At 27.0% G+C, this 19,333-nt stretch carries 21 protein-coding genes, 1 tRNA gene, 1 pseudogene and 1 riboswitch; of the genes and pseudogenes, 14 read left to right on the forward strand and 9 right to left on the reverse strand.

The genetic code is table 11. The features are described 5' to 3' along the window. Position 1 precedes the first annotated feature (1 nt). The 11 genes from ABXT63_RS03130 (at position 2) to ABXT63_RS03180 (ending at position 10,408) form a co-directional block, all read left to right on the forward strand. Positions 2–994, forward strand: a complete 993-nt coding sequence (locus ABXT63_RS03130; protein ID WP_415321764.1) for a putative transporter — start codon at positions 2–4, stop codon at positions 992–994. Continuing rightward, positions 994–1,938: a class II fructose-bisphosphatase gene (gene glpX / locus ABXT63_RS03135; RefSeq protein WP_415321766.1), complete on the forward strand. Its 945-nt coding sequence runs from the start codon at positions 994–996 to the stop codon at positions 1,936–1,938. The genes ABXT63_RS03130 and glpX overlap by 1 nt, the downstream gene beginning before the upstream one ends. Next, a complete protein-coding gene (gene recJ, locus ABXT63_RS03140) occupies positions 1,938–3,632 on the forward strand; it encodes a single-stranded-DNA-specific exonuclease RecJ (protein WP_415321768.1) in 1,695 nt (564 codons plus the stop codon). The genes glpX and recJ overlap by 1 nt, the downstream gene beginning before the upstream one ends. Before the next feature lie 50 nt (positions 3,633–3,682). Further along, positions 3,683–3,757: transfer RNA gene (locus ABXT63_RS03145), tRNA-Glu, on the forward strand. Between the two features lie 6 nt (positions 3,758–3,763). After that, on the forward strand, positions 3,764–4,015 hold the full coding sequence (locus tag ABXT63_RS03150; RefSeq protein ID WP_415321770.1) for a GIY-YIG nuclease family protein: 252 nt from the start codon (positions 3,764–3,766) through the stop codon (positions 4,013–4,015). Beyond that, positions 4,015–6,129, forward strand: coding sequence for a glycosyltransferase (locus ABXT63_RS03155; RefSeq protein WP_415321772.1), 2,115 nt, complete (start codon positions 4,015–4,017; stop codon positions 6,127–6,129). The genes ABXT63_RS03150 and ABXT63_RS03155 overlap by 1 nt, the downstream gene beginning before the upstream one ends. 1 nt (position 6,130) lies before the next feature. Next, a complete protein-coding gene (locus ABXT63_RS03160) occupies positions 6,131–7,015 on the forward strand; it encodes a glycosyltransferase family 2 protein (protein ID WP_415321774.1) in 885 nt (294 codons plus the stop codon). Between the two features lie 2 nt (positions 7,016–7,017). Beyond that, positions 7,018–7,548, forward strand: a complete 531-nt coding sequence (rfbC, locus tag ABXT63_RS03165) for a dTDP-4-dehydrorhamnose 3,5-epimerase (protein WP_415321776.1) — start codon at positions 7,018–7,020, stop codon at positions 7,546–7,548. Further along, on the forward strand, positions 7,548–8,738 hold the full coding sequence (locus tag ABXT63_RS03170) for a methyltransferase domain-containing protein (protein ID WP_415321778.1): 1,191 nt from the start codon (positions 7,548–7,550) through the stop codon (positions 8,736–8,738). Before rfbC ends, ABXT63_RS03170 begins: the two co-directional genes overlap by 1 nt. Positions 8,739–8,747: 9 nt before the next feature. Beyond that, positions 8,748–9,560 (forward strand): class I SAM-dependent methyltransferase, encoded by an 813-nt coding sequence (locus ABXT63_RS03175; protein WP_415321780.1) that lies wholly within the window; start codon positions 8,748–8,750, stop codon positions 9,558–9,560. A 47-nt stretch (positions 9,561–9,607) separates the two neighbouring features. Then, positions 9,608–10,408: a hypothetical protein gene (locus ABXT63_RS03180; protein WP_415321782.1), complete on the forward strand. Its 801-nt coding sequence runs from the start codon at positions 9,608–9,610 to the stop codon at positions 10,406–10,408. A gap of 30 nt (positions 10,409–10,438) precedes the next feature. Here ABXT63_RS03180 and ABXT63_RS03185 read toward each other — a convergent pair whose 3' ends face one another. After that, positions 10,439–11,293 carry a glycosyltransferase gene (locus ABXT63_RS03185; RefSeq protein WP_415321784.1) on the reverse strand — a complete coding sequence of 285 codons (855 nt, stop codon included), beginning with the start codon at positions 11,291–11,293 and terminating at the stop codon, positions 10,439–10,441. Continuing rightward, positions 11,293–12,248, reverse strand: a pseudogene (locus ABXT63_RS03190) (site-specific integrase). The gene ABXT63_RS03185 and the pseudogene ABXT63_RS03190 overlap by 1 nt, the downstream one beginning before the upstream one ends. A 77-nt stretch (positions 12,249–12,325) precedes the next feature. Between ABXT63_RS03190 and ABXT63_RS03195 the strand changes: the two are divergent. The 3 genes from ABXT63_RS03195 to ABXT63_RS03205 are packed head-to-tail and all read left to right on the forward strand — an operon-like array spanning position 12,326 to position 13,342. Next, positions 12,326–12,604, forward strand: a complete 279-nt coding sequence (locus ABXT63_RS03195) for a hypothetical protein (protein ID WP_415321786.1) — start codon at positions 12,326–12,328, stop codon at positions 12,602–12,604. Between the two features lie 41 nt (positions 12,605–12,645). After that, positions 12,646–13,083, forward strand: a complete 438-nt coding sequence (locus tag ABXT63_RS03200; RefSeq protein ID WP_415321788.1) for a GNAT family N-acetyltransferase — start codon at positions 12,646–12,648, stop codon at positions 13,081–13,083. Next, positions 13,064–13,342 carry a methylated-DNA--[protein]-cysteine S-methyltransferase gene (locus ABXT63_RS03205; protein ID WP_415321790.1) on the forward strand — a complete coding sequence of 93 codons (279 nt, stop codon included), beginning with the start codon at positions 13,064–13,066 and terminating at the stop codon, positions 13,340–13,342. The genes ABXT63_RS03200 and ABXT63_RS03205 overlap by 20 nt, the downstream gene beginning before the upstream one ends. Positions 13,343–13,872: 530 nt before the next feature. Here the strand turns inward: ABXT63_RS03205 and ABXT63_RS03210 are convergent. From ABXT63_RS03210 to rplM, 7 genes are read right to left on the reverse strand one after another with little or no spacing between them, the layout of a single operon-like run. Then, positions 13,873–14,721 carry a DMT family transporter gene (locus ABXT63_RS03210; protein WP_415321792.1) on the reverse strand — a complete coding sequence of 283 codons (849 nt, stop codon included), beginning with the start codon at positions 14,719–14,721 and terminating at the stop codon, positions 13,873–13,875. A gap of 17 nt (positions 14,722–14,738) precedes the next feature. Next, positions 14,739–15,641: an AEC family transporter gene (locus tag ABXT63_RS03215; protein WP_415321794.1), complete on the reverse strand. Its 903-nt coding sequence runs from the start codon at positions 15,639–15,641 to the stop codon at positions 14,739–14,741. Continuing rightward, complete coding sequence (locus ABXT63_RS03220) at positions 15,641–16,933, reverse strand: homoserine dehydrogenase (protein WP_415321796.1); 1,293 nt, start codon at positions 16,931–16,933, stop codon at positions 15,641–15,643. The genes ABXT63_RS03215 and ABXT63_RS03220 overlap by 1 nt, the downstream gene beginning before the upstream one ends. Continuing rightward, positions 16,934–17,158, reverse strand: coding sequence for a hypothetical protein (locus ABXT63_RS03225; RefSeq protein WP_415321798.1), 225 nt, complete (start codon positions 17,156–17,158; stop codon positions 16,934–16,936). Then, on the reverse strand, positions 17,155–18,177 hold the full coding sequence (argC, locus tag ABXT63_RS03230; protein WP_415321800.1) for an N-acetyl-gamma-glutamyl-phosphate reductase: 1,023 nt from the start codon (positions 18,175–18,177) through the stop codon (positions 17,155–17,157). The genes ABXT63_RS03225 and argC overlap by 4 nt, the downstream gene beginning before the upstream one ends. Positions 18,178–18,211: 34 nt before the next feature. Then, on the reverse strand, positions 18,212–18,661 hold the full coding sequence (gene rpsI / locus ABXT63_RS03235; protein WP_415321802.1) for a 30S ribosomal protein S9: 450 nt from the start codon (positions 18,659–18,661) through the stop codon (positions 18,212–18,214). A 1-nt stretch (position 18,662) separates the two neighbouring features. Next, on the reverse strand, positions 18,663–19,124 hold the full coding sequence (gene rplM, locus ABXT63_RS03240) for a 50S ribosomal protein L13 (protein ID WP_415321804.1): 462 nt from the start codon (positions 19,122–19,124) through the stop codon (positions 18,663–18,665). Positions 19,125–19,263: 139 nt separating this feature from the next. Then, positions 19,264–19,332: riboswitch (SAM riboswitch) on the forward strand. The last annotated feature ends 1 nt before the right edge of the window (position 19,333 follow it).

Raw genomic sequence — 19,333 nt, forward strand, 5'->3', positions numbered from 1 at the left:
TATGTTTAAATTTTTTACAAAAAAAAAATGGCAATTATGGTCTTGGTTAGGTTCATTTGTAATTCTATTATCATTGTGGGTTCAGGTAAAAATTGATGTAAAAATAAATGAATGGTTTGGTGTGTTCTATGATATGATTCAAAAAGCACTTGCTAAACCTAACGCTATTACAATAGAAGAGTACTGGGCAAATTTAGCATCATTTATTACACTAGCTGGAATGTATATAGCTCTTTATGTTGTAATTAGTTTTTTTACAGCACACTTCTTGTTTAGATGGAGAACTGCGATGGTGGAATGGTATCATTCTGTTTATGATAGAGCTCGTAAAATAGAAGGTGCTTCACAAAGAGTTCAAGAAGATACAATTAAGTTTACCCGTATTATGGAATCTCTAGGTACAAGTTTTATTGAATCGATCATGGTATTAATACAATTCACTCCAATTTTATTAGGGCTATCGGTTGGTATACCAATCTTCTTTTTTGGCGATTGGCAATATGGATTGATAACTGGTGCATTGCTTTGGACATTGGGTGGTACAGCATTCTTGATAGGATTAGGTTGGATATTACGTTTAGTTGGGGTAGAATATGATCTACAAAAAAAAGAGGCTGCATACAGAAAGATATTAGTAGTAGCTGAAGATGATGGTAACATTAGACCTAAAACAATAAATGAATTATTTGATGACGTTCGTTCAATTCACTTTTTAAGCTACACAAGGTATTTATATTTTAATATTGGTCGTATGGCTTACTTACAAGCAAATGTTCTATCTGCTTATGTGTTTTTAGCGCCAGCAATTGTAGCGGGTATTGTAACATTAGGTGTTATGCAGCAAATTATAAGAGCTTTTGGCAAAGTCGAAGGTTCTATGCAATACCTATTAAAAGCTTGGCCTACCATTATAGAGTTGGCAAGTGTTTATAAACGTCTAAGAGAATTTGAGAGTGTAATAAATTCTACTGAAATAGTTATTCAAAAAGATTAATGTCTATTGATAAAAAATATGTTGATCAGATTTTAAAAGTTTCTGAAAAAGCAGCTCTTGCATCATCTTATTTGGTTGGAAAAAAAGACAAGATCGCAGCAGATCAAGCAGCTGTTGACGCAATGCGATCTGAATTGAATAAAATAAACATGAATGGCGAAGTTGTTATTGGTGAAGGTTCACTTGATGAGGCACCTATGCTTTATACGGGTGAAAAACTTGGAAATAAGAATGGTCCATTTTTTGATATAGCTGTTGATCCATTAGAAGGAACAAATTTTGCAGCGAACAATTTACCTGGTGCTACATCAGTTATTGCTATTGCTGAAAAAGGAAATCTTTTTAATGCACCGGAAACATATATGGATAAAATTGCAACTGTACCAATTGAAAAAGGATTAGTTGATCTAGATTTTTCTTTAAAAAAAAATGTTTCAAATCTTGCAAATTTCCTAAACAAAGATATCTCATCACTAACAGCTTGTGTAATGGATAGGCCAAGACACAAAAAAATAATTGATGAATTAAAGCAACTAAATATTAATATAAAATTGATTACAGATGGTGATGTTCTTGGTGCATTGTATGTGACCAGTCCAAAATATAATGTTGATATATTTTTAGGTATAGGGGGTGGACCAGAAGGAGTGTTAGCAGCATCAGCTCTTGATGCTTTTGACTGCCATTTTCAAGGGAGATTTATTTTTGATAACGACAAAGATATTAAAGATGCAAACAAAATGGGAATAACTGATTTGAATAAAAAATACGAATTAAATGAAATTATAAAAGGGGACTCTATATTTTGTTCAACAGGGATTACCTCAAGTGAGATGTTGAATGGAGTAGTAATAAACGATAATAAATATACTACCGAAACACTAGTTACTCATAAAAGTTTAAAATTTAAAGAAATCATAAAAAGAACAAATCTTATTGTATAATGATTTCTGTTTCAGGTAAGAATTGGGAACAAAAAAAAATTAATCAAAACTTGGTTGATAAATTAAAACAAGATTTTAATTTTAGTGATATTTTATCTAGACTAATTATTTCAAGAAAATTTGATTATGATGAAATTGCAACAATCAATACAGATTTAGATTTAAACAACGTTTTTTTAAACAATGAAGATTTCAATCAATCTATTAAACTTGTTGTTAATTGCATCAATAACAATGAAAAAATATGTATTTTAGGTGATTATGATGTGGATGGGTCTGCAGCTACATCATTATTTGTTAAATTTTTAGAAAGTATAAATCACTCTTTTTTTTATTATATACCTGACAGGGAAAAAGATGGCTATGGAGCTACCAAAAAATTATTTCAAAAACTGATCTTAGAAAACCCCAAATTGATTATAATGGTCGATTGCGGTTCTACTTCTAATGAAGCAATAGATTTTTTAAATGAAAATAAGATAAAATCTTTAATTATTGATCATCATGAAATTAACAAACCGTTCCCTAATGCAAACTCAATTATAAATCCTAAAAAAGATAATGGTTATAAAGAATATGACTATTTATGCGCCACCTCACTTGCTTATTTTTTTTTAGATTTACTAATTAAAGAAATTAAAAGTAAAATAAATATATCTAATTATCTGATATATGTTTTGTTAGCTACAGTGTGTGATGTGATGCCTTTAAGAAAGCTTAACAGATTAATTGCATTAAATGCTCTTAAAAACTTTGATATAACAAAAAATTTGCCTCTTAATACTTTGTTTGAATTAAGTGAAAAAAAAAATAAAATTAATATTAATGATTTAGGTTATTTAATTGGTCCAATATTGAATGCTGGTGGAAGACTGGGTAAGTCTCAGTATGCTACAGAATTATTATCTTCTAATAATGATCAAATTATCAAAGATAGGTCTACTTATTTAATTAAATTGAATAATAAAAGAAAAGAAATTGAAACCTTAATATTAAATGAAATTGATTTTCAAAAAATTGAAAAAGAAAATAAAGAAGTAATTATTTATTATAATCCAAATATAAACGAAGGTTTGATAGGAATTATTGCAGCAAGATTAAAAGATTATTTTAATAAACCATCTATAGTTATAACTACCTCTAATGAATTGTTGAAGGGATCAGCAAGATCAGTTTATAATTATAATATTGGTCGTGTAATTAAAAATTCACTAGATAAAGATATAATTGTAAATGGTGGTGGTCACAATATGGCTGCAGGATTTACGTTAAATAAAGCTAATCTTAAAATTTTTGAAAATTATATATTAGAAGATTTTTTAAAATTTAATTATGTAAATAATAATATATTTACATATGAGTTTGAAGTTTCATCATTGGTATTTAATCAAGATTTTTATGATGACATAAAAAAATTAGAACCCTTTGGTACAGGAAACTCAATACCAACATTCATGTTAAAAGATTTACGTATAATTAAGCCCACAATCTTAAATAACAAGCACATATCAGCAATATTAAAATCAAAAACAGGATTATCAATTAAATCAATATCTTTTAATTCTATCAAAACTAAGATTGGCGAACACTTAATGAATAATAAAAATAGCATTAATGTAATAGGTCAAATCAGTGAAAATATCTGGAATAATAAAAAAGCTCTTCAATTAACAATAAGAGATTTAATCCACTAGATTAATTAAACTTGATAAATAATGACTTTTAAAATAAAAGATCTCAACATGGTCCCTTCGTCTATCGGTTAGGACAGCTGGTTTTCATCCTGCAAAGGGGGGTTCGATTCCCCCAGGGACCGCCATTAAATATGTATTATTTCACATATATGATCAAATCTATCACACCTGGCACAAAAAAAACTTACGTTGGTTATACAAATAATATTGTTAATAGATTAAAAAAACACAATTCTAATAAAGGTGCTAAATCCACAAAAGGATATAAATGGTTGTTAATTTATACCAAAAAATTTAAAAGTAAAAATGAAGCTATGTCATTTGAATATAAACTTAAAAAAAATCAACCATTAAGAAAAAAATTATTAGAAAAATTTAAATAATGAAAATATCTATATTATTACCTTATAAAGAAAATTTTGCTAAAAATTACGCAGGAGCTGTTTCATTATTTGTAAATGATATTACAAAAGAAAGTAATTTTAAAGATACTACGTATATTTTTGGAAATACAAGCTTAAAAGATAAATTATCCAAAAACTATATAAATATAAATATTAAAAAGAATGTTTTTAGAAGCACAAGTAAACAATATGTAAATTCTTTTCTCGAATACGAGAAAAAAATAAATTCTGATTTAATTGAAGTTCATAATAGACCTAATTACATAAGAGCAATAAAAAAAAGTTTTAAAAATAAGATAATTTTATATTTTCATAATGACCCTCTTTCGATGAATGGATCAAAAAATATTGATGAACGTATTTTCTTATTAAATAATATTGACAAGATTATTTTTAATAGTAATTGGTCTAAAAATAGATTTTTTGTAAATTTGCCTAATAAAAAACTTTTATCTCAAAAAACTTCTGTTTGTTTTCAATCAGCATCTTCTACCAAAATAAATTTTAAAAATAAAAGAAAAATTATTTCCTTTGTAGGAAAATTAAACAGCGCAAAAGGTTATGATTTATTTGGTGATGCTATAATTAAGATTCTTAACAAACATTCAGATTGGGAGGCTAGAGTTTTTGGTGATGAACCAAGAGAAAAATTATTTTTTCAACATAAAAATCTTAAATTATTTGGTTTCAAGAATAATGATTATATTCTTAACACATTAAAAAAAGTAAGTATTTCTGTTGTATGTTCAAGATGGGAAGAGCCTTTTGGCAGAACAAGTTTAGAGGCAGCAAGTAGAGGGTCCGCAGTTATAATTAGTAACAAAGGTGGCCTCCCCGAAACAACACCTAATGCAATAATCTTGGAGTCTTTGAATAGCAATACACTTTTTAAGGCTATTGATGGTTTAATTAGAAACAAAAAAAATCTAATTAATTTACAAAAAGCTAATTATCAAAATTTTAAATACACTCACAAATTTGTATCAAATATTATAGACACTATTAGGAAGCAATTAATTCCATATATTCTTTTTAATATTAAAAAAAACAAACCATTAAAACTACTTCATATAACAAATTTTAATGACAGATTTAATGGCAGACTGCATTATAATACTGGCAGACGTTTAAATAATGGTTTTATTAGATTAGGTCACAATGTTTTAAACATTAGTGATAGAGATGTAATAAATAAGAACAAAAATATTTCTGATTTTAGTGGAAAAAAAGCATTACAAAAAACCATCTTAGATTCATACGATAATTTTAAAGCAGATGCTTTAATACTAGGTCATGCAGACGCAATAACTTTAGAAACTCTGGATTATATTAAAAGTAAAAATAATAATATTAAGATTTGCCAATGGTTTCTGGATCCACTAGGAAAATATGGACCTGATTATATTAAAAATACTAAAAGAATTGGCGATAAACAAAGTCTAATGGATGCCACTTTTTTAACATCTGATCCAAGTGTTTTATCAAAAAAAATTGAAAATTCACACTTTATTCCAAATCCGTGTGATCGTTCATTTGAAGTTTTAGAAAATTATAATAATAACTGTGAATATGATGTTTTTTTTGCAATGAGTCATGGTGTTCATAGGGGTTCGTTAAAAAAGGGTAAATTTGATGATAGGGAAATTTTTATTAACAAACTTATTAAAAAAAATAGAGATATAAATTTTGATATTTATGGCATGAATGATGTTCAGCCAATATGGGGAGACAACTTTTTGAATAAAATATCTAAATCTTCTATGGGTCTTAATTTAAGTCGTGGAAGACCAATTAAATATTACAGTAGTGACCGTATAGCACAACTTATTGGTAATGGGTTATTAACTTTTGTTGATAGTGGTACTTTCTTTAAAGATTTTTTAACTAAAGACCAAATAGTTTTTTATGATGATTTAAATGACTTAAATTATAAACTAAATAAATATAAGAAAGACGAAAAAGACAGAAAAAGAATTGCACAAAATGGTAAAAAAATTTACTTAGAAAAATTTAATTCAACATTAGTTGCGGACTTCATACTATCGAAAACTTTTGATTACAAAAGTAAAAATAATTTTATTTGGGATAAATAAAATGTTTTCTATAATAATTCCAACATTCAATAATATTGAATATTTAAAAAAATGTGTCCATAGTATTAAAAAAAATTCTACCTATGATCACGAAATAATACCTCATGTTAATGAAGGATCTGATGGTACAATAAAATATTTAATCGAGAATAAAATTGATTTTACACATACGGAACATAATTCAGGTATTTGTACAGGAATGAACATGGCTGCAAAAAAAGCCAATACAAAATATATTCTTTATGCACATGATGACTTTTACTTTTGCCCGAAATGGGATTTAGTTTTGAAAAAAGAAGTGGATAAAATTGGTCATAATAAATTTTATTTATCTGGTACAATGGTAAACAATGGGCAAATTAAACTTGATTGTGGAAATAATCTTGAATCTTTCAATGAAAAAAAACTTTTAAAAGAAGTTGATGCTGCCAACTATTATGATTTTCAAGGGTCGACTTGGGCACCACATTTAATTCACAAAGAAATGTGGAATATGATTGGTGGATTTAGCGAAGAATTTTTTCCAGGTACGGGATCAGACCCTGATCTTAACATGAAGTTATGGAAACAAGGTGTTAGGATTTTTAAGGGAATAAATGATTTTAAAGTTTATCATTTTGGTTCAATAGTAACAAGAAAATATAAAAACCATCCAACTATAAAAACAGAATCAGGTAGTAGGGGGGCAAAAATTTTTTTACTAAAGTGGGGAGTTACGATTAATTTTTTTAAAAAATTTATACTAAATTCTGATACAAAATATTTAGGCGAATTAAGAGATCCCCAAAAAAATATTAACTACTTAATACAACTATTATTATGTAAATTGAATTTTTTGTATATAAAATATATTTATAATATAAATAATAAACATAAATTAATCTAAATATGAAGTTACTTAAAACCAGAATAGATGGCCCTAAAATCATAAAAACAGAAATTTTTCGGGATAGCAGGGGTTTTTTAAAAGAAACTTATAGAAAAAATATTGTAAATAAAAAAGAATTTCCTTTTGATGTAATGTCATTTTCCAAAAAAAATGTTTTAAGAGGGCTACACATTCAAACAAAAAAACCACAAGCAAAAATAATAACTGTAACATATGGAAAAATATTTGATGTTGCAGTTGATTTACGTAAAAACTCTAAATCTTTTGGCAAATATGTGGGTATAACCATATCTGATAAAGACAACTTTTCATTTTATATTCCAGAAGGCTTTGCTCATGGTTTTTTATGTTTATCTAAAGAGTGTACAGTTAACTATAAGTGTTCACAATATAGGGTACCAGAATCAGAAAAAACTCTAAGCTGGGATGATCCAGATGTTAATATTAAATGGCTTATTAAAAAACCCATTTTGTCAGATAAAGATAAAAATTTAGGTTTAAGTTTAAATGAATTTTATAACTTAAAATAATGATTAAAAAATTCTTAGATTTAGGATATCAACCATTAGCAAATAAGTATTTAAAATCCTATAAAAAATTATCCATAAAGAAAAAAGAACTTTACAGGCTCACAGTTGGTTTTGATACCAAAACTAAACTTGTTTCTTTATTTAATAAAATTCCTGATAAGATAATGTTTGACAGTAATTATCCCTATAAATCTTCAATGTCAAAAACTATGACTGACTCTTTTAAAAAACTTTCTGTTAAGATAAAGAAAAGGTTTAATCCAAAATTATTTCTAGAAATTGGAAGTAACGATGGTGCTTTAATAAAAAATTTTAATAAAAATCAAGTTATATGTGTAGAGCCATGTTCTAATTTAGCTAGAATTACCAAAAGAAAAGGGTACTTTACATATAATGACTATTGGAATTTAAATTTATCAAATAAGATTAAAAGTAAATTTAATACTGTTGACGTTATTTATTCAGCAAATACGCTAACTCATATTAACAATCTTAATCAAGTTTTCAAATCGATCTCGAACTTATTAACTCAAGATGGTATTTTAATCATTGAAGACCCTTCTTTTTTAGAATGTATTAAAAAACTATCTTATGATCAATTTTATAATGAACATATCTATATTTTTTCAGCTTTATCTGTAAAAAAATTGATTAATGAGTTCGGTCTAGAATTATTTGATATTGAAAAATTAGATACTCACGGTGGTTCTCTTAGGTATTATATTAAACGAGCTAATAATAATAAGATTAAAATTGAAAATACTGTTTCAAAGCAGATATCAACAGAATTAAAATTTGGATTAGGTAATTTTTCTACCTACCTAAAATTTGGTAATTCAGTAAAAAAATCAAAAAATGACTTACTTAAATTACTCAAAACAATTAAGAAAAAAAATCAAAAGATTATAGGTTACGGTGCGACAGCAAAAGCAAGCACTGTTTTAAATTATTGTAATATTGGAAATGATATGATCGACTATTTTGTTGATACAACACCAGATAAGAAAAATAGATATATGCCAGGAAAAAATATTAAAATTAAAAAATATGAAAAAAAATTATTAAACAACGTTGATTATGTTTATTTAGGTGCCTGGAATTTTGTTAAAGAAATTTTTAAAAAAGAAAAAAAGTTTATTCAAAAAGGTGGTAAATTTATAACCCACGTACCAACACCAAGGATAATTTAATTATTCAAAATGCAAGAAAATTTAAGATTAATAGATTTATTTAATTCTTCAAAAAACAGGTCTATTAAATGGAAAAAATATTTCCCTATTTATGAAAAATTATTTGATAAATATAGAAATAAAGAAATTACGTTTGTTGAAATTGGTGTTCTAGATGGGGGTAGTTTAGAAATTTGGAAAAAATATTTTGGTACAAAATCTAGAATAATTGGTATTGATAACAATCCACAATGTAAAAAATTTGAGAATAAAGATCATGAAATCTATATTGGCTCTCAATCTGATCCTTTATTTTGGAATAACTTTTACAAAAAAATTGGAAATGTAGATATAATTTTAGATGATGGTGGGCATACTAATGATCAACAAATAATAAGCTTGGTTGAAAGTATTAAACATATAAATGACGGTGGTTTACACATTGTAGAAGATGTTCATTCTAGCTATCAAAAACATTATGGTAATCCTTATAAATATTCTTTTATTAATTTTGCAAAAAAAACTATAGACGATATAAATGCAACTTTTCCTAATATCAAAAATTTTAGTTATTCTTTAAATAAACACATATACTCTGTTGAATTTTTTGAGAGTATTGTTGCATTTAAAATTGATAAAAATTTATGTGATCAAAATTTTACAATTGAAAATAATGGTTTTAAATCTAATAACGATGATACTACATTTGGTGATAATATTATTGATTTTAGAAAAAAATTTAGTTTTTTATACAAATTTAGATTTATCCAAAAAGTAGAAAGATTTATTATAAAAATATTATATAAAAAAAAATCAAAAAAACTTAGATCTTTTTTTAACTAATTTTATGACAAATTTTAAAATTAAGAAAATACTTTCGGTAAACCTTGATGAGTAATATTATAGTTTGTTATCTTTTTACAAAATTTGATACATCTAACTCAATCGATGAATTTATTAACCATTACACAAAATTTAATGCCGGTTTAAATCATAAGTTGTTAATTTGTTATAAAATGCTGGATTCTGAATCAATTAAATTTTGTGAATCAAAATTAAAAAACATCCCCCACACTAAATATGTTGATACTACTGAAAAAAATGATTTTGATTTTGGTAGCTATTTTAGAGTTTGTAAAAACTATCCAAATAATAAATTTTTTTTTTTAAATGCTAAATCATATCCGATTGTAAATAATTGGCTTAAAATAATCAATAATCATTATAAATATAACAGCTTAGTTGGGACAACTGCCTCTTATGAGAGTGCTTTAACTAGTCTTAAGTTTAAAAAATTTTATAAAATATTTAGTTTTCTATTGAGATTTATACGTTTTAAAAACAATTTTAATAAATTTCCAAATCCTCATATTCGTACAACTGGCTTTTTAATTAATGCAATTGACTATATTGAATTCTACAAAGATAAAGTTTGTAATAATAAATTTGATGCGTGGAAACTAGAAAGTGGTAAATTCAGTATAACCGCTCATTTTAAATCTAAAGATTACCCTGTCATAATTGTGAATCTAGACAATGCTTCATTTAATTTAAAATTTTGGAAAAATAGTCAAACTTATAATTTTCTCAATCAAGATAAAACAATTATTTCTGATTCACATTGTAGAAAATATTTAAATTTAAATACTAATGAACGATTAATTTCTCAGTCTAAAACATGGGGTGAATAGGGGTCCTTTTAGTTTTTAACTTATAATTTATTATGGTCTCAAACTTGATCTTTTACCAACCATAGAACTCAAAAGTCCATTTAATCTACTTTTATACTTTACTATTTTAATCTTATTATTAAATACTTTATAAAATAAAATTTTAATAATTATCCTGAGCAGTATTGGAATAAAAATTACCACAGATATTAGTGAACCATGATTCTTCTTACTATAGTAATATTTCGACCAAATAAAATGCCAAATTAAAATGTTATTTAATTCTTTTTTTTCTTTTTTATTCTTAATTAATACTGATCTTCCCTCTGTTTTTACTTTTATTTCATTTATTTGATATGCCTTTAAGCCTACATTAGATGCTCTTTTGCAATAATCTGTTTCCTCAAAATATAAAAAAAAATTATTATCAAATCCGCCAATTTCTTTAAATTTTTTCTTGTTTATGAACATAAAAGACCCATGTATAGAATTGATTGATCCAATTTTTAAATTTTTGTTTATTTGTTTGTGACTTTTGTTATTAACATTTAAAAATCTTGGACCAAGAGCTGAAAATTTATTATCAAGTTTTTTTGCTATTCCAATGAATTTATTTAAATCCATGTAATCAAATTTAATATCTGGACTTATTTGTAGAAAAAACTCTGTTTTAATTTTTTTAACAGCATAATTTATTGATGCACTTACTCCTTCATTTTTCTTAATGTACACTTTGATATTTTTATATTTTTTTTCAATTTTTCTTTTTAACAAAAGATTATTTGAATTTTCAATAATTATAACTTTAATGTTATTTGGAATTTTTTTTACAAATGCATTGATTAATTTTTCACTCTTATAAGCTATTAAAATAACTGTTATTTTTTTACTAATATTCTTATTCATTATATTTTGATCTTATTTAATGCATTATTTTTAAATAAATTTGCTTCTTTAATATATCTTCTCACCATTTCTGTCGATTTATGACCAGTCATAGCCATTATGCTACGTTCCTCTGCTCCAGATTCTGCTGCAGAGGTGGCAAACCCTGATCTTAGACTATGGCCAGAATAATTCGAGCTGTCTACGCCTGCTAATTTTAAGTATGCTTTAATGAGCAATGCTACTGTTTGATCAGTTAGTCTATTTTCTGAAAGCTTTGAACCTTTTGAAAATCTTCTAAACAAAGGTCCAGAGTTAATATTTGATATTTTGATCCATTTCTGTAATGAAACCACTGGGCAATATTGAGAATTATCAAAGTAGGGTAGAGCTTTTTTGATCCTTCTCCAAATTGATCTGTTTTCGATCTCTTAATATTGATCTTTAAGCCTTCTAATACAAAATCAAGGTCTTCGTAGTCTAACGATACTATCTCATTTCTTCTAAATCCACCCGAAAAACCAATTAATATTATTGATCTATCTCTTAATTTCTTTATATCTTCATTTTTTTCTTCATCTATTACATCAATTATTAATTTTAGATCACTGATTAATATAGGTTTTTTCCCTTTTTGAATGCTTCCTTTCCTTCTTTTTATTCCCAAAACATTTTCTATAATTGATGGATGTTTAGTGTCTAGATAGTGCCCTTTTAATTTGTGAATGACACCTATTGATACTAATCTTCGCTTCAAAGTACTCATTTTAGTATTTTTTGTTGACAAATAAGTCAAATATAAGGAAACTATTTTAGGTTCAGATGGCAGTGATTTGAAACCATTCTGTGCACAAAATAAACCAAAGTCTTTAAAGTCTGATTTGTATGCTCTTACAGTATTAGTTGCCTTAGAGCTTTGTAGATTTAATAGTGTTTCTTCCTGAAGTGCTTTTATATCTGTTATAATATCATTCATATATATTACTATTGATAACCATTAATTATCGTTAGTAATATATTAGATGTTTTTTAATGTCAATAGTTTAAATATTAATGATGAAAAAATATTTCTTCATAATAATAGTAATAATTTTAGGCTTTACTCAATTTTCATATTCAGGCGCAGCCGGAAAAGCTAAAATAATAAATGAAGATATTAGTGACTTAATAGTAAAAGGATTTGAAGTTTTTGACGTATCTGTGACTGAAAAAAAAATCTTTTATTCCCTTAGAATGATTAAAATGGACAGTAAATTAGTTAATTATCCACCAATTATAATGTGTGTTGTGAGTCTTAATGAGCTTACAACTGGATGTTTTGATATCAATTAAAATTAATAATAATAATGATTTATAATAATAAACTAATGTAAATGATTAGGAAATTAGAGCATAAAGATAAAGGAAATTGGGCTAAATTATACAATGGTTATGCCGATTTCTACAAAGTCCCAATGAATACGAGGGTTTTAGACACTCTTTGGGGATGGCTTCATGATGAAAGCCACGATGTTAACGGACTTTGCTTTGAATTAAAGGGTAAAATCATTGCCATTGCTCATTATAGAACGATGCCAAGACCAATTAAAGGTCAATATATTGGGTTTTTAGACGATTTGTTTGTAGAGCCAGATTTTAGAGGTCAAAAAATAGCGCAAAAGCTTATTAGTCATCTAAAATCTTTATCTAAAGCCAATAATTGGCAAGGAGTTCGTTGGATCACCCACTCTAGCAATGAACATGCAAAGAAATTATACGATAAAATAGCCAATAACACAGGTTTTGAACTCTATGAACTTAAAGGGGACTAAGTTTCAGCTAAAAGTCTGGAATTACTTGAAGAAAATACCCAAGGGCAAAGTGAAGACTTATATGGATGTTGCTAAAGGCATTGGAAAACCGTTAGCAGTCAGAGCAGTTGCTAATGCTATAGGTAAAAACCCCTATCCTCCCAAAATACCCTGTCATAGAGTGATCAGATCAGATGGAAGCCTCGGCGGATACTCTGGAAAAGGAGGAATTCAACAAAAACGCCATTTATTGAGGTCTGAAAAAGTCTTCATAAAATAAGGTTTTTAAGCTTCTAAAACATTTAAAAGTGTTGGTATTAAATACTTTTAACTGATTTAGCCATAATTGTTACACAATTGCGTAATGCATCCTTCAGTTGTACTGCAAATGACCTTTCAGTTAAAATAAGGTGTCCTATGGACGTTTAAACGGCATATTCTGATACTGCATTGCTCTACTTATCAACAATACCAACACTTTTAGAAGTAAGCTAAAAAGCCTAATTTTACACATTTTTTTGACCCCCACTTTATATCATTAGAAAATTAAAAATCTTATATTTTCAAAGTTGATTATAAACGTTGTTATTCAACACTTTTTTACTAATTTGAATAATTCCTAGAAAATTAAGCACTAATGAAAAAATAATGACTTTAATTTAAAAAATTGATAGAAAATTTTAAGAATAAATCTTATTTTTTCCTATTAATTTTATATTTTTAAATAATAATAAAAATTCAATTATTACAACTGTTTAAAAGTTAAACTTAACATTTTATATTAAGTATTAGTAAACAAGTAGCACCTAATTAATTTGATTTAATATAAGACTCTCTTCTTGAGATATAAATTCCACTCATAATAATAATGGATAGACCTAAGAATGTCCAATTATCAGGAAAGTCACTAAAGAAATAATACCCAATAATGATATTAGTAATGATTTCAAAGTAGCTAAATGGAGCTAATTTAGAAGCATCAGCATATTTAAGGGATAATATAAGAAATAAGTGCCCGATGCAGGCAAATACGCCTATAGAGGCCATCATAGACCATTGAGAAGCACTTGGATTAACCCAAACGAATGGCATCAATCCTGAAACAGCGACTAATCCAACTAATCCAGTTAATAATAGGGTTAATAAAGGATTATCTGAAGTACTCAATTTACGAGTAATTATTAAATAGAACCCATACATTATACCTGTTCCTAATGCAGCTAGACTAGCTAAGTTGATCTCTACAAAACCTGGCCTTATAACGACTAGAGAGCCAATAAACCCTATAATAACTGCAGTCCACCTCCTTACACCCACCTTCTCACCCAAAAATATGGGAGAAAATGCAGTAACAATTAAGGGTGCCACAAAGGCAAGCGTTAAAGCTTTAGCTAAAGAGATAACAGATATTGCGTAGAAGAAACAAATATTAGCACAAAGTAGTATCAACCCTCTTATTATTTGTAACTTAGGCTTATCAGTCCAAACAAGCTGCTTATTATAAAAGAAGAACATTATAGGAAGCGTGAATGCGACCGTAAAAAAGTATCTTGCCCAAGTAATCTGTAAAACTGGCATATCTGCACTTAAATACTTGGCAAAACCATCCATGATTGGAAGCATTACCCAGGCTAAAAGGTTAAATGTGATGGCTTTCATAAGCCAATAGATACAGTTTAATTAAAGTATTTTAAAGCAAAGAATACGACCACTGGAATAGTAGCAAAAGACATAACTGTAGAGACAACGATGGTACTAGCAACGCTATCTACAATTTTTTTCGGCGAATAAATTGAGGCTACAAGATAATTTAAAACAGCGCTAGGCATTGAGCATTGAATTAATAAAACACCAGCTGCAAATCCCGATAGATCAAAATATCTAATGATTAATAACGCAACAATAGGACCTAAGACAACTCTTCCAATTGATGAAATTAAAGCTTTTTTAAAAGAAAAAACTTTAAAACGAGTTAAAGCAATTCCTAAAGACATTAATATTAAAAAAATTGTAGCATACATAAGTAGAAAAGTTGTATTTTCTACAAAGATAGGAAGTTCTATTTTGAAGTATAGAAAAATCACCGAAATTATAATTGCATAAAATGGTGGATTTTTAAGAATAACATTAATATTGAATTTTCTATCAGCAAGAAAAATTCCTAAGGTAAAGTGACATAGAATTATTAAAGCTGAAATAGTAGCAGCAACACCTAATCCTTGAGATCCATAAGCAAACAAACATATTGGTAATCCCATATTTCCAGTATTGGGCATAATAAATGGTGGAAGCTCGCGGATGATGTCTTTAGTTTTTAAGAAGAATAAAAAGACAATTCCGATAAAAGTAAAGGCAACAATTGCAATTAAAAAATACCAAAAGTAATCTTTAAATATTTCAAAAGATATACCAGTTGAAGTTAACGCATATATAATCATTGCTGGAGTTCCAATATTAGCGGCGAAATTAGTTATGAAAGTGGTGTCAATTTTTGGATTATTTTTACCCAAATAATACCCAATACCAACAACAAAAAAGACAGGAAATAAAACCTCAAACAGTTTTAAATATATTTCCATTAATTATAAATTCTAATAAGTGTAGGATATTTAAGAATGTTTTTATCTTTTTTGAATATAGAAAGACAATTCTTAGAATTAAGCTCATTAGTTTTATGAGTAATAATAACAATAGTAGCTTTGTTATTTTTTTTATCAGGAGTTTGAATTAACCTTTTTATTGAAATTTTATACTTAGCTAATCTGTTAGTAATCTTTGATAAAACACCAGGTTTGTCTTTAACTTCAAATCTTAAGTATAAAGAATTAGTATAATTCTTAACATTATAGCATTTGATTGATTTACGTTTATTGTTAGGAATACCAAAAGGTTTTTTAACATCCCCACTTAATATTGAGAGCAGATCAGACAATAGTGATGATGAAGTTGGACCAGGGCCAGCCCCCTCTCCTTGTAAAACACTTTCACCAACAGGTTTTCCTTCAAGAATAACTGCATTCATAACGCCACCAACGTTACCAATGTACGAATTTTTACTAACTAAACATGGATGAACAGTTTCAAATAATTGATTATTAATAATCTCAGAAATACCCAATAATTTAATACGTGAATTTAATTGATTAGCAATTTCAATATCTTTTAACTCTATCTTTTCAATACCTTCCATCAAACATTTGTGTTTTGAAATCTTAGTATTAAATGCAAGGGCTGACAAAATTCTTACTTTAGCAAAAGCATCAAAACCATTAAGATCTAATTTAGGGTTACCTGGTTCAGCATACCCAAGTTTTTGTGCTTTTTTTAAAACATTTGAAAAACTATCTTTAGAATTTCTCATTTCTGAGAGAATATAGTTAGATGTGCCATTCAAAATTCCATAAACTTTAGAAATTTTGTTAGTCGCAAGGCCCTCTTTAATGGTTCTTAATATTGGAATTCCACCTGCTACAGATGCTTCAAATTCTAAATTAACATTATTATCCTCAGCTAATTTTCCTAAATAATCGCCATGTTTTGAGATGAGCGCTTTATTGGGAGTAATTACATGTATTTTATTTTTTAAGGCAGTTTCAACAACTTTTTTAGATATACCATCTGATAAACCTATAGCTTCAAATAAAATATCTACTTTAGTTTTTTTAAAAATTTCTAGTGGATTTTTAAAAAATATTTTTTTATTAACTTTAAATCTTCTATTTTTGGAAATATTTCTTGCAGAAACAGCAACTATTTTTATTTTTTTTCCCGACTTAAGCTCAATATTTTTTTTTTTAGTATTAAGTTCATTTAATAAATAAATTCCAACTTGACCTAACCCAACTACAGCAATGTTTATTATGTTTTTCATTTAATTATTTATATCTGGGTACTCTGCATTATTTGAATAATCTTTAAGAAAAAGATTAAATTCTTCAAATGTCATTTGTTTAAAATTTTTTGTTTTATCTAATATTTTAGATAAATTTTTATCACCAAAAGATTTTTTGACAGAATCATCAGTCCAATAAGTTGAATTTGTATCTAAAGAACAGGCAGTTAAAATTAAAATTAATGGTAAGAAAAAATATTTCATTTCAAGCCTTTAGCCTCATTAAATCCATATTTAATATTCATATTTTGTATAGCTTGACCAGCACCACCTTTAATTAAATTATCAATAGCAGATAAAATAATAACTCTATTTTTATACTTAGTTTTACAAATTGCTATAGAACAATTATTTGTGTTAATAACATCATTTGTACTTATCAACGAATTTGTTTTTAAAATTTTAACGAATCTACTTTTGGAATATTCAGTATTTAATGTCCTTTCTAATTTTTTTATGTTTACACCTTTGTTAAGGTCTAGATAAATTGTACTTAATATTCCTCTAAACATAGGTGTTAAATGAGGTGTAAAAGTAAAAGAAAATCTATCTTTAGCGTAATTATCAATTTCTTGTTGGATTTCAGAGTTGTGTCTATGGAAACCAACTCCATAAGCACTTAAAGATTCAAAAAGATTTTTATTTTTATATTTATTGTACACTCCTCTACCCGCTCCAGAATATCCAGATTTAGAATTTATTATTATATTGTGTGTTTTTATTAACTTTTTCTTAATCAGAGGAATAAGAGGTAAAAGTATTGATGTTGGGTAACATCCTGGACATCCAATAATATTAAATTTTTTTAATTTATCACTGTTAATTTCAGGCAATGAATAAGTTGATTTTTTAATATTTTTAACAGATCTATGTTTTTGCTTATACCATTTTAAATAATCAGAAGCTTTGTTAAGTCTAAAATCTGCTGCAAGATCAATTAAAACATTGTGTGGTAATAAATCATTTGAAATATCCTGTGCTTCTCCATTAGGTAAAGCCGTAAAAATTAGATCTATATTTTTCAAAAAAGATTTATTATATTTAACTATTATTGGTAATTTTTTTTTACTTAAAGATCTCTCATAACTTGAGATATTTTTTCCAACAGAAGTGTTTCCACAAAGATATCTTATTTTAATATCACTATGTTTAACTAACAATTTAATCAATTGAACACCGATATAACCAGTTGATCCAGCAACTAAAACATTAAGCTTAGGCATTATTTTATTATAACAGTTTTGAGTTAAAAAAGAATTATCTTTTCGAGAATTGAAAGCTTCTTCTAGCTTTTCTACGACCAGGCTTTTTTCTCTCAACCGATCTAGAATCTCGTGTATTCAGTTTTTCAGTCTTAAGTACTGCTCTATTCTCTGAATCAAATAAAATTAAAGCTTTAGCAATACCATGGACCATTGCTCCAGCTTGACCAGTGTGTCCACCTCCAGCAACGCTACATCTGACATCATAATCAGTTGCTTGGTTTATAATTTCAAATGGTCTTGTAATTTGCATTTTATGACTACCGCTAGTAAAATAATCATCCATGGTTCTCCCATTTACATAAATTTTACCAGTACCTTTTTTTACCCAAATTTTTGCAATTGATTTTTTTCGTCTACCAGTTGCATATTTACTATCTTTAAAGTCTAATTTTATTTTAGGTTTTTTTATAGCCACTTTAGTAGCTGCAGTTACTGTTTCCATATTAGTTTCTTATTAAATTTTTACTGTTTAATTTTCCTAAATCTAAGAGTTTAGGGTTTTGTGCGGCATGAGGATGATCTTCACCAGCATAAATTTTAACTTTAGTTAATTGTTTTCTACCAAGTACTCCACCTGGTAACATTCTCTTAACTGCTAATTTTAATGATTCACCAGGTTTATTTTTTTCTAATAATTTTTCAGGAGTTATTTCTTTAATTCCTCCAGGGTGACCTGTGTGTCTATAATATTTTTTATCTTTAAATTTTTTTCCAGTAAATTTTGCTTGTTCAACATTTTTAACTACAACAAAATCACCATCATCCATATGTGGAGTGTAAGTAGTCTTATTTTTTCCCCTAACAATCATGGCAATAATAGATGCAAGTCTTCCAACTACGGCATTTTTAGCGTCTATTTCAAACCAGTTACTTGTCAATTCACTACTTTTTAGAAATTTTGTCATTGTGCGAGGATTAATACTATTATTAGATATAATGTCAATTTTATATTTTCCTTGTAATATTATGCCTAAATGATAGTTTAATTAAGCCGATTTGTTCCTATTGCAGGCTAGTTAATGCTAAAAAGGATTTTTTACACACATCATCGGTAGGCGCATTTGAACTGTATTGTACGCCTTGCATAAAGCAAAAGTACTAAAAAAGGAGTATT

The organism is Candidatus Pelagibacter sp. Uisw_092 (genome assembly GCF_047729545.1).
Taxonomy (GTDB): domain Bacteria; phylum Pseudomonadota; class Alphaproteobacteria; order Pelagibacterales; family Pelagibacteraceae; genus Pelagibacter.

Excerpts from the sequence above, each read along its gene's own strand:
- recJ (WP_415321768.1), top strand. The coding sequence starts at position 1,938 with ATGATTTCTGTTTCAGGTAAGAATTGGGAACAAAAAAAAATTAATCAA.
- rfbC (WP_415321776.1), top strand. The coding sequence starts at position 7,018 with ATGAAGTTACTTAAAACCAGAATAGATGGCCCTAAAATCATAAAAACA.
- argC (WP_415321800.1), bottom strand. The coding sequence starts at position 18,177 with ATGCCTAAGCTTAATGTTTTAGTTGCTGGATCAACTGGTTATATCGGT.
- ABXT63_RS03195 (WP_415321786.1), top strand. The coding sequence starts at position 12,326 with ATGATGAAAAAATATTTCTTCATAATAATAGTAATAATTTTAGGCTTT.
- ABXT63_RS03130 (WP_415321764.1), top strand. The coding sequence starts at position 2 with ATGTTTAAATTTTTTACAAAAAAAAAATGGCAATTATGGTCTTGGTTA.
- ABXT63_RS03150 (WP_415321770.1), top strand. The coding sequence starts at position 3,764 with ATGTATTATTTCACATATATGATCAAATCTATCACACCTGGCACAAAA.
- ABXT63_RS03175 (WP_415321780.1), top strand. The coding sequence starts at position 8,748 with ATGCAAGAAAATTTAAGATTAATAGATTTATTTAATTCTTCAAAAAAC.
- rpsI (WP_415321802.1), bottom strand. The coding sequence starts at position 18,661 with ATGGAAACAGTAACTGCAGCTACTAAAGTGGCTATAAAAAAACCTAAA.
- ABXT63_RS03170 (WP_415321778.1), top strand. The coding sequence starts at position 7,548 with ATGATTAAAAAATTCTTAGATTTAGGATATCAACCATTAGCAAATAAG.
- ABXT63_RS03155 (WP_415321772.1), top strand. The coding sequence starts at position 4,015 with ATGAAAATATCTATATTATTACCTTATAAAGAAAATTTTGCTAAAAAT.
- glpX (WP_415321766.1), top strand. The coding sequence starts at position 994 with ATGTCTATTGATAAAAAATATGTTGATCAGATTTTAAAAGTTTCTGAA.
- ABXT63_RS03200 (WP_415321788.1), top strand. The coding sequence starts at position 12,646 with ATGATTAGGAAATTAGAGCATAAAGATAAAGGAAATTGGGCTAAATTA.
- ABXT63_RS03160 (WP_415321774.1), top strand. The coding sequence starts at position 6,131 with ATGTTTTCTATAATAATTCCAACATTCAATAATATTGAATATTTAAAA.
- ABXT63_RS03210 (WP_415321792.1), bottom strand. The coding sequence starts at position 14,721 with ATGAAAGCCATCACATTTAACCTTTTAGCCTGGGTAATGCTTCCAATC.
- ABXT63_RS03215 (WP_415321794.1), bottom strand. The coding sequence starts at position 15,641 with ATGGAAATATATTTAAAACTGTTTGAGGTTTTATTTCCTGTCTTTTTT.
- ABXT63_RS03225 (WP_415321798.1), bottom strand. The coding sequence starts at position 17,158 with ATGAAATATTTTTTCTTACCATTAATTTTAATTTTAACTGCCTGTTCT.
- rplM (WP_415321804.1), bottom strand. The coding sequence starts at position 19,124 with ATGACAAAATTTCTAAAAAGTAGTGAATTGACAAGTAACTGGTTTGAA.
- ABXT63_RS03185 (WP_415321784.1), bottom strand. The coding sequence starts at position 11,293 with ATGAATAAGAATATTAGTAAAAAAATAACAGTTATTTTAATAGCTTAT.
- ABXT63_RS03205 (WP_415321790.1), top strand. The coding sequence starts at position 13,064 with ATGAACTTAAAGGGGACTAAGTTTCAGCTAAAAGTCTGGAATTACTTG.
- ABXT63_RS03180 (WP_415321782.1), top strand. The coding sequence starts at position 9,608 with ATGAGTAATATTATAGTTTGTTATCTTTTTACAAAATTTGATACATCT.
- ABXT63_RS03220 (WP_415321796.1), bottom strand. The coding sequence starts at position 16,933 with ATGAAAAACATAATAAACATTGCTGTAGTTGGGTTAGGTCAAGTTGGA.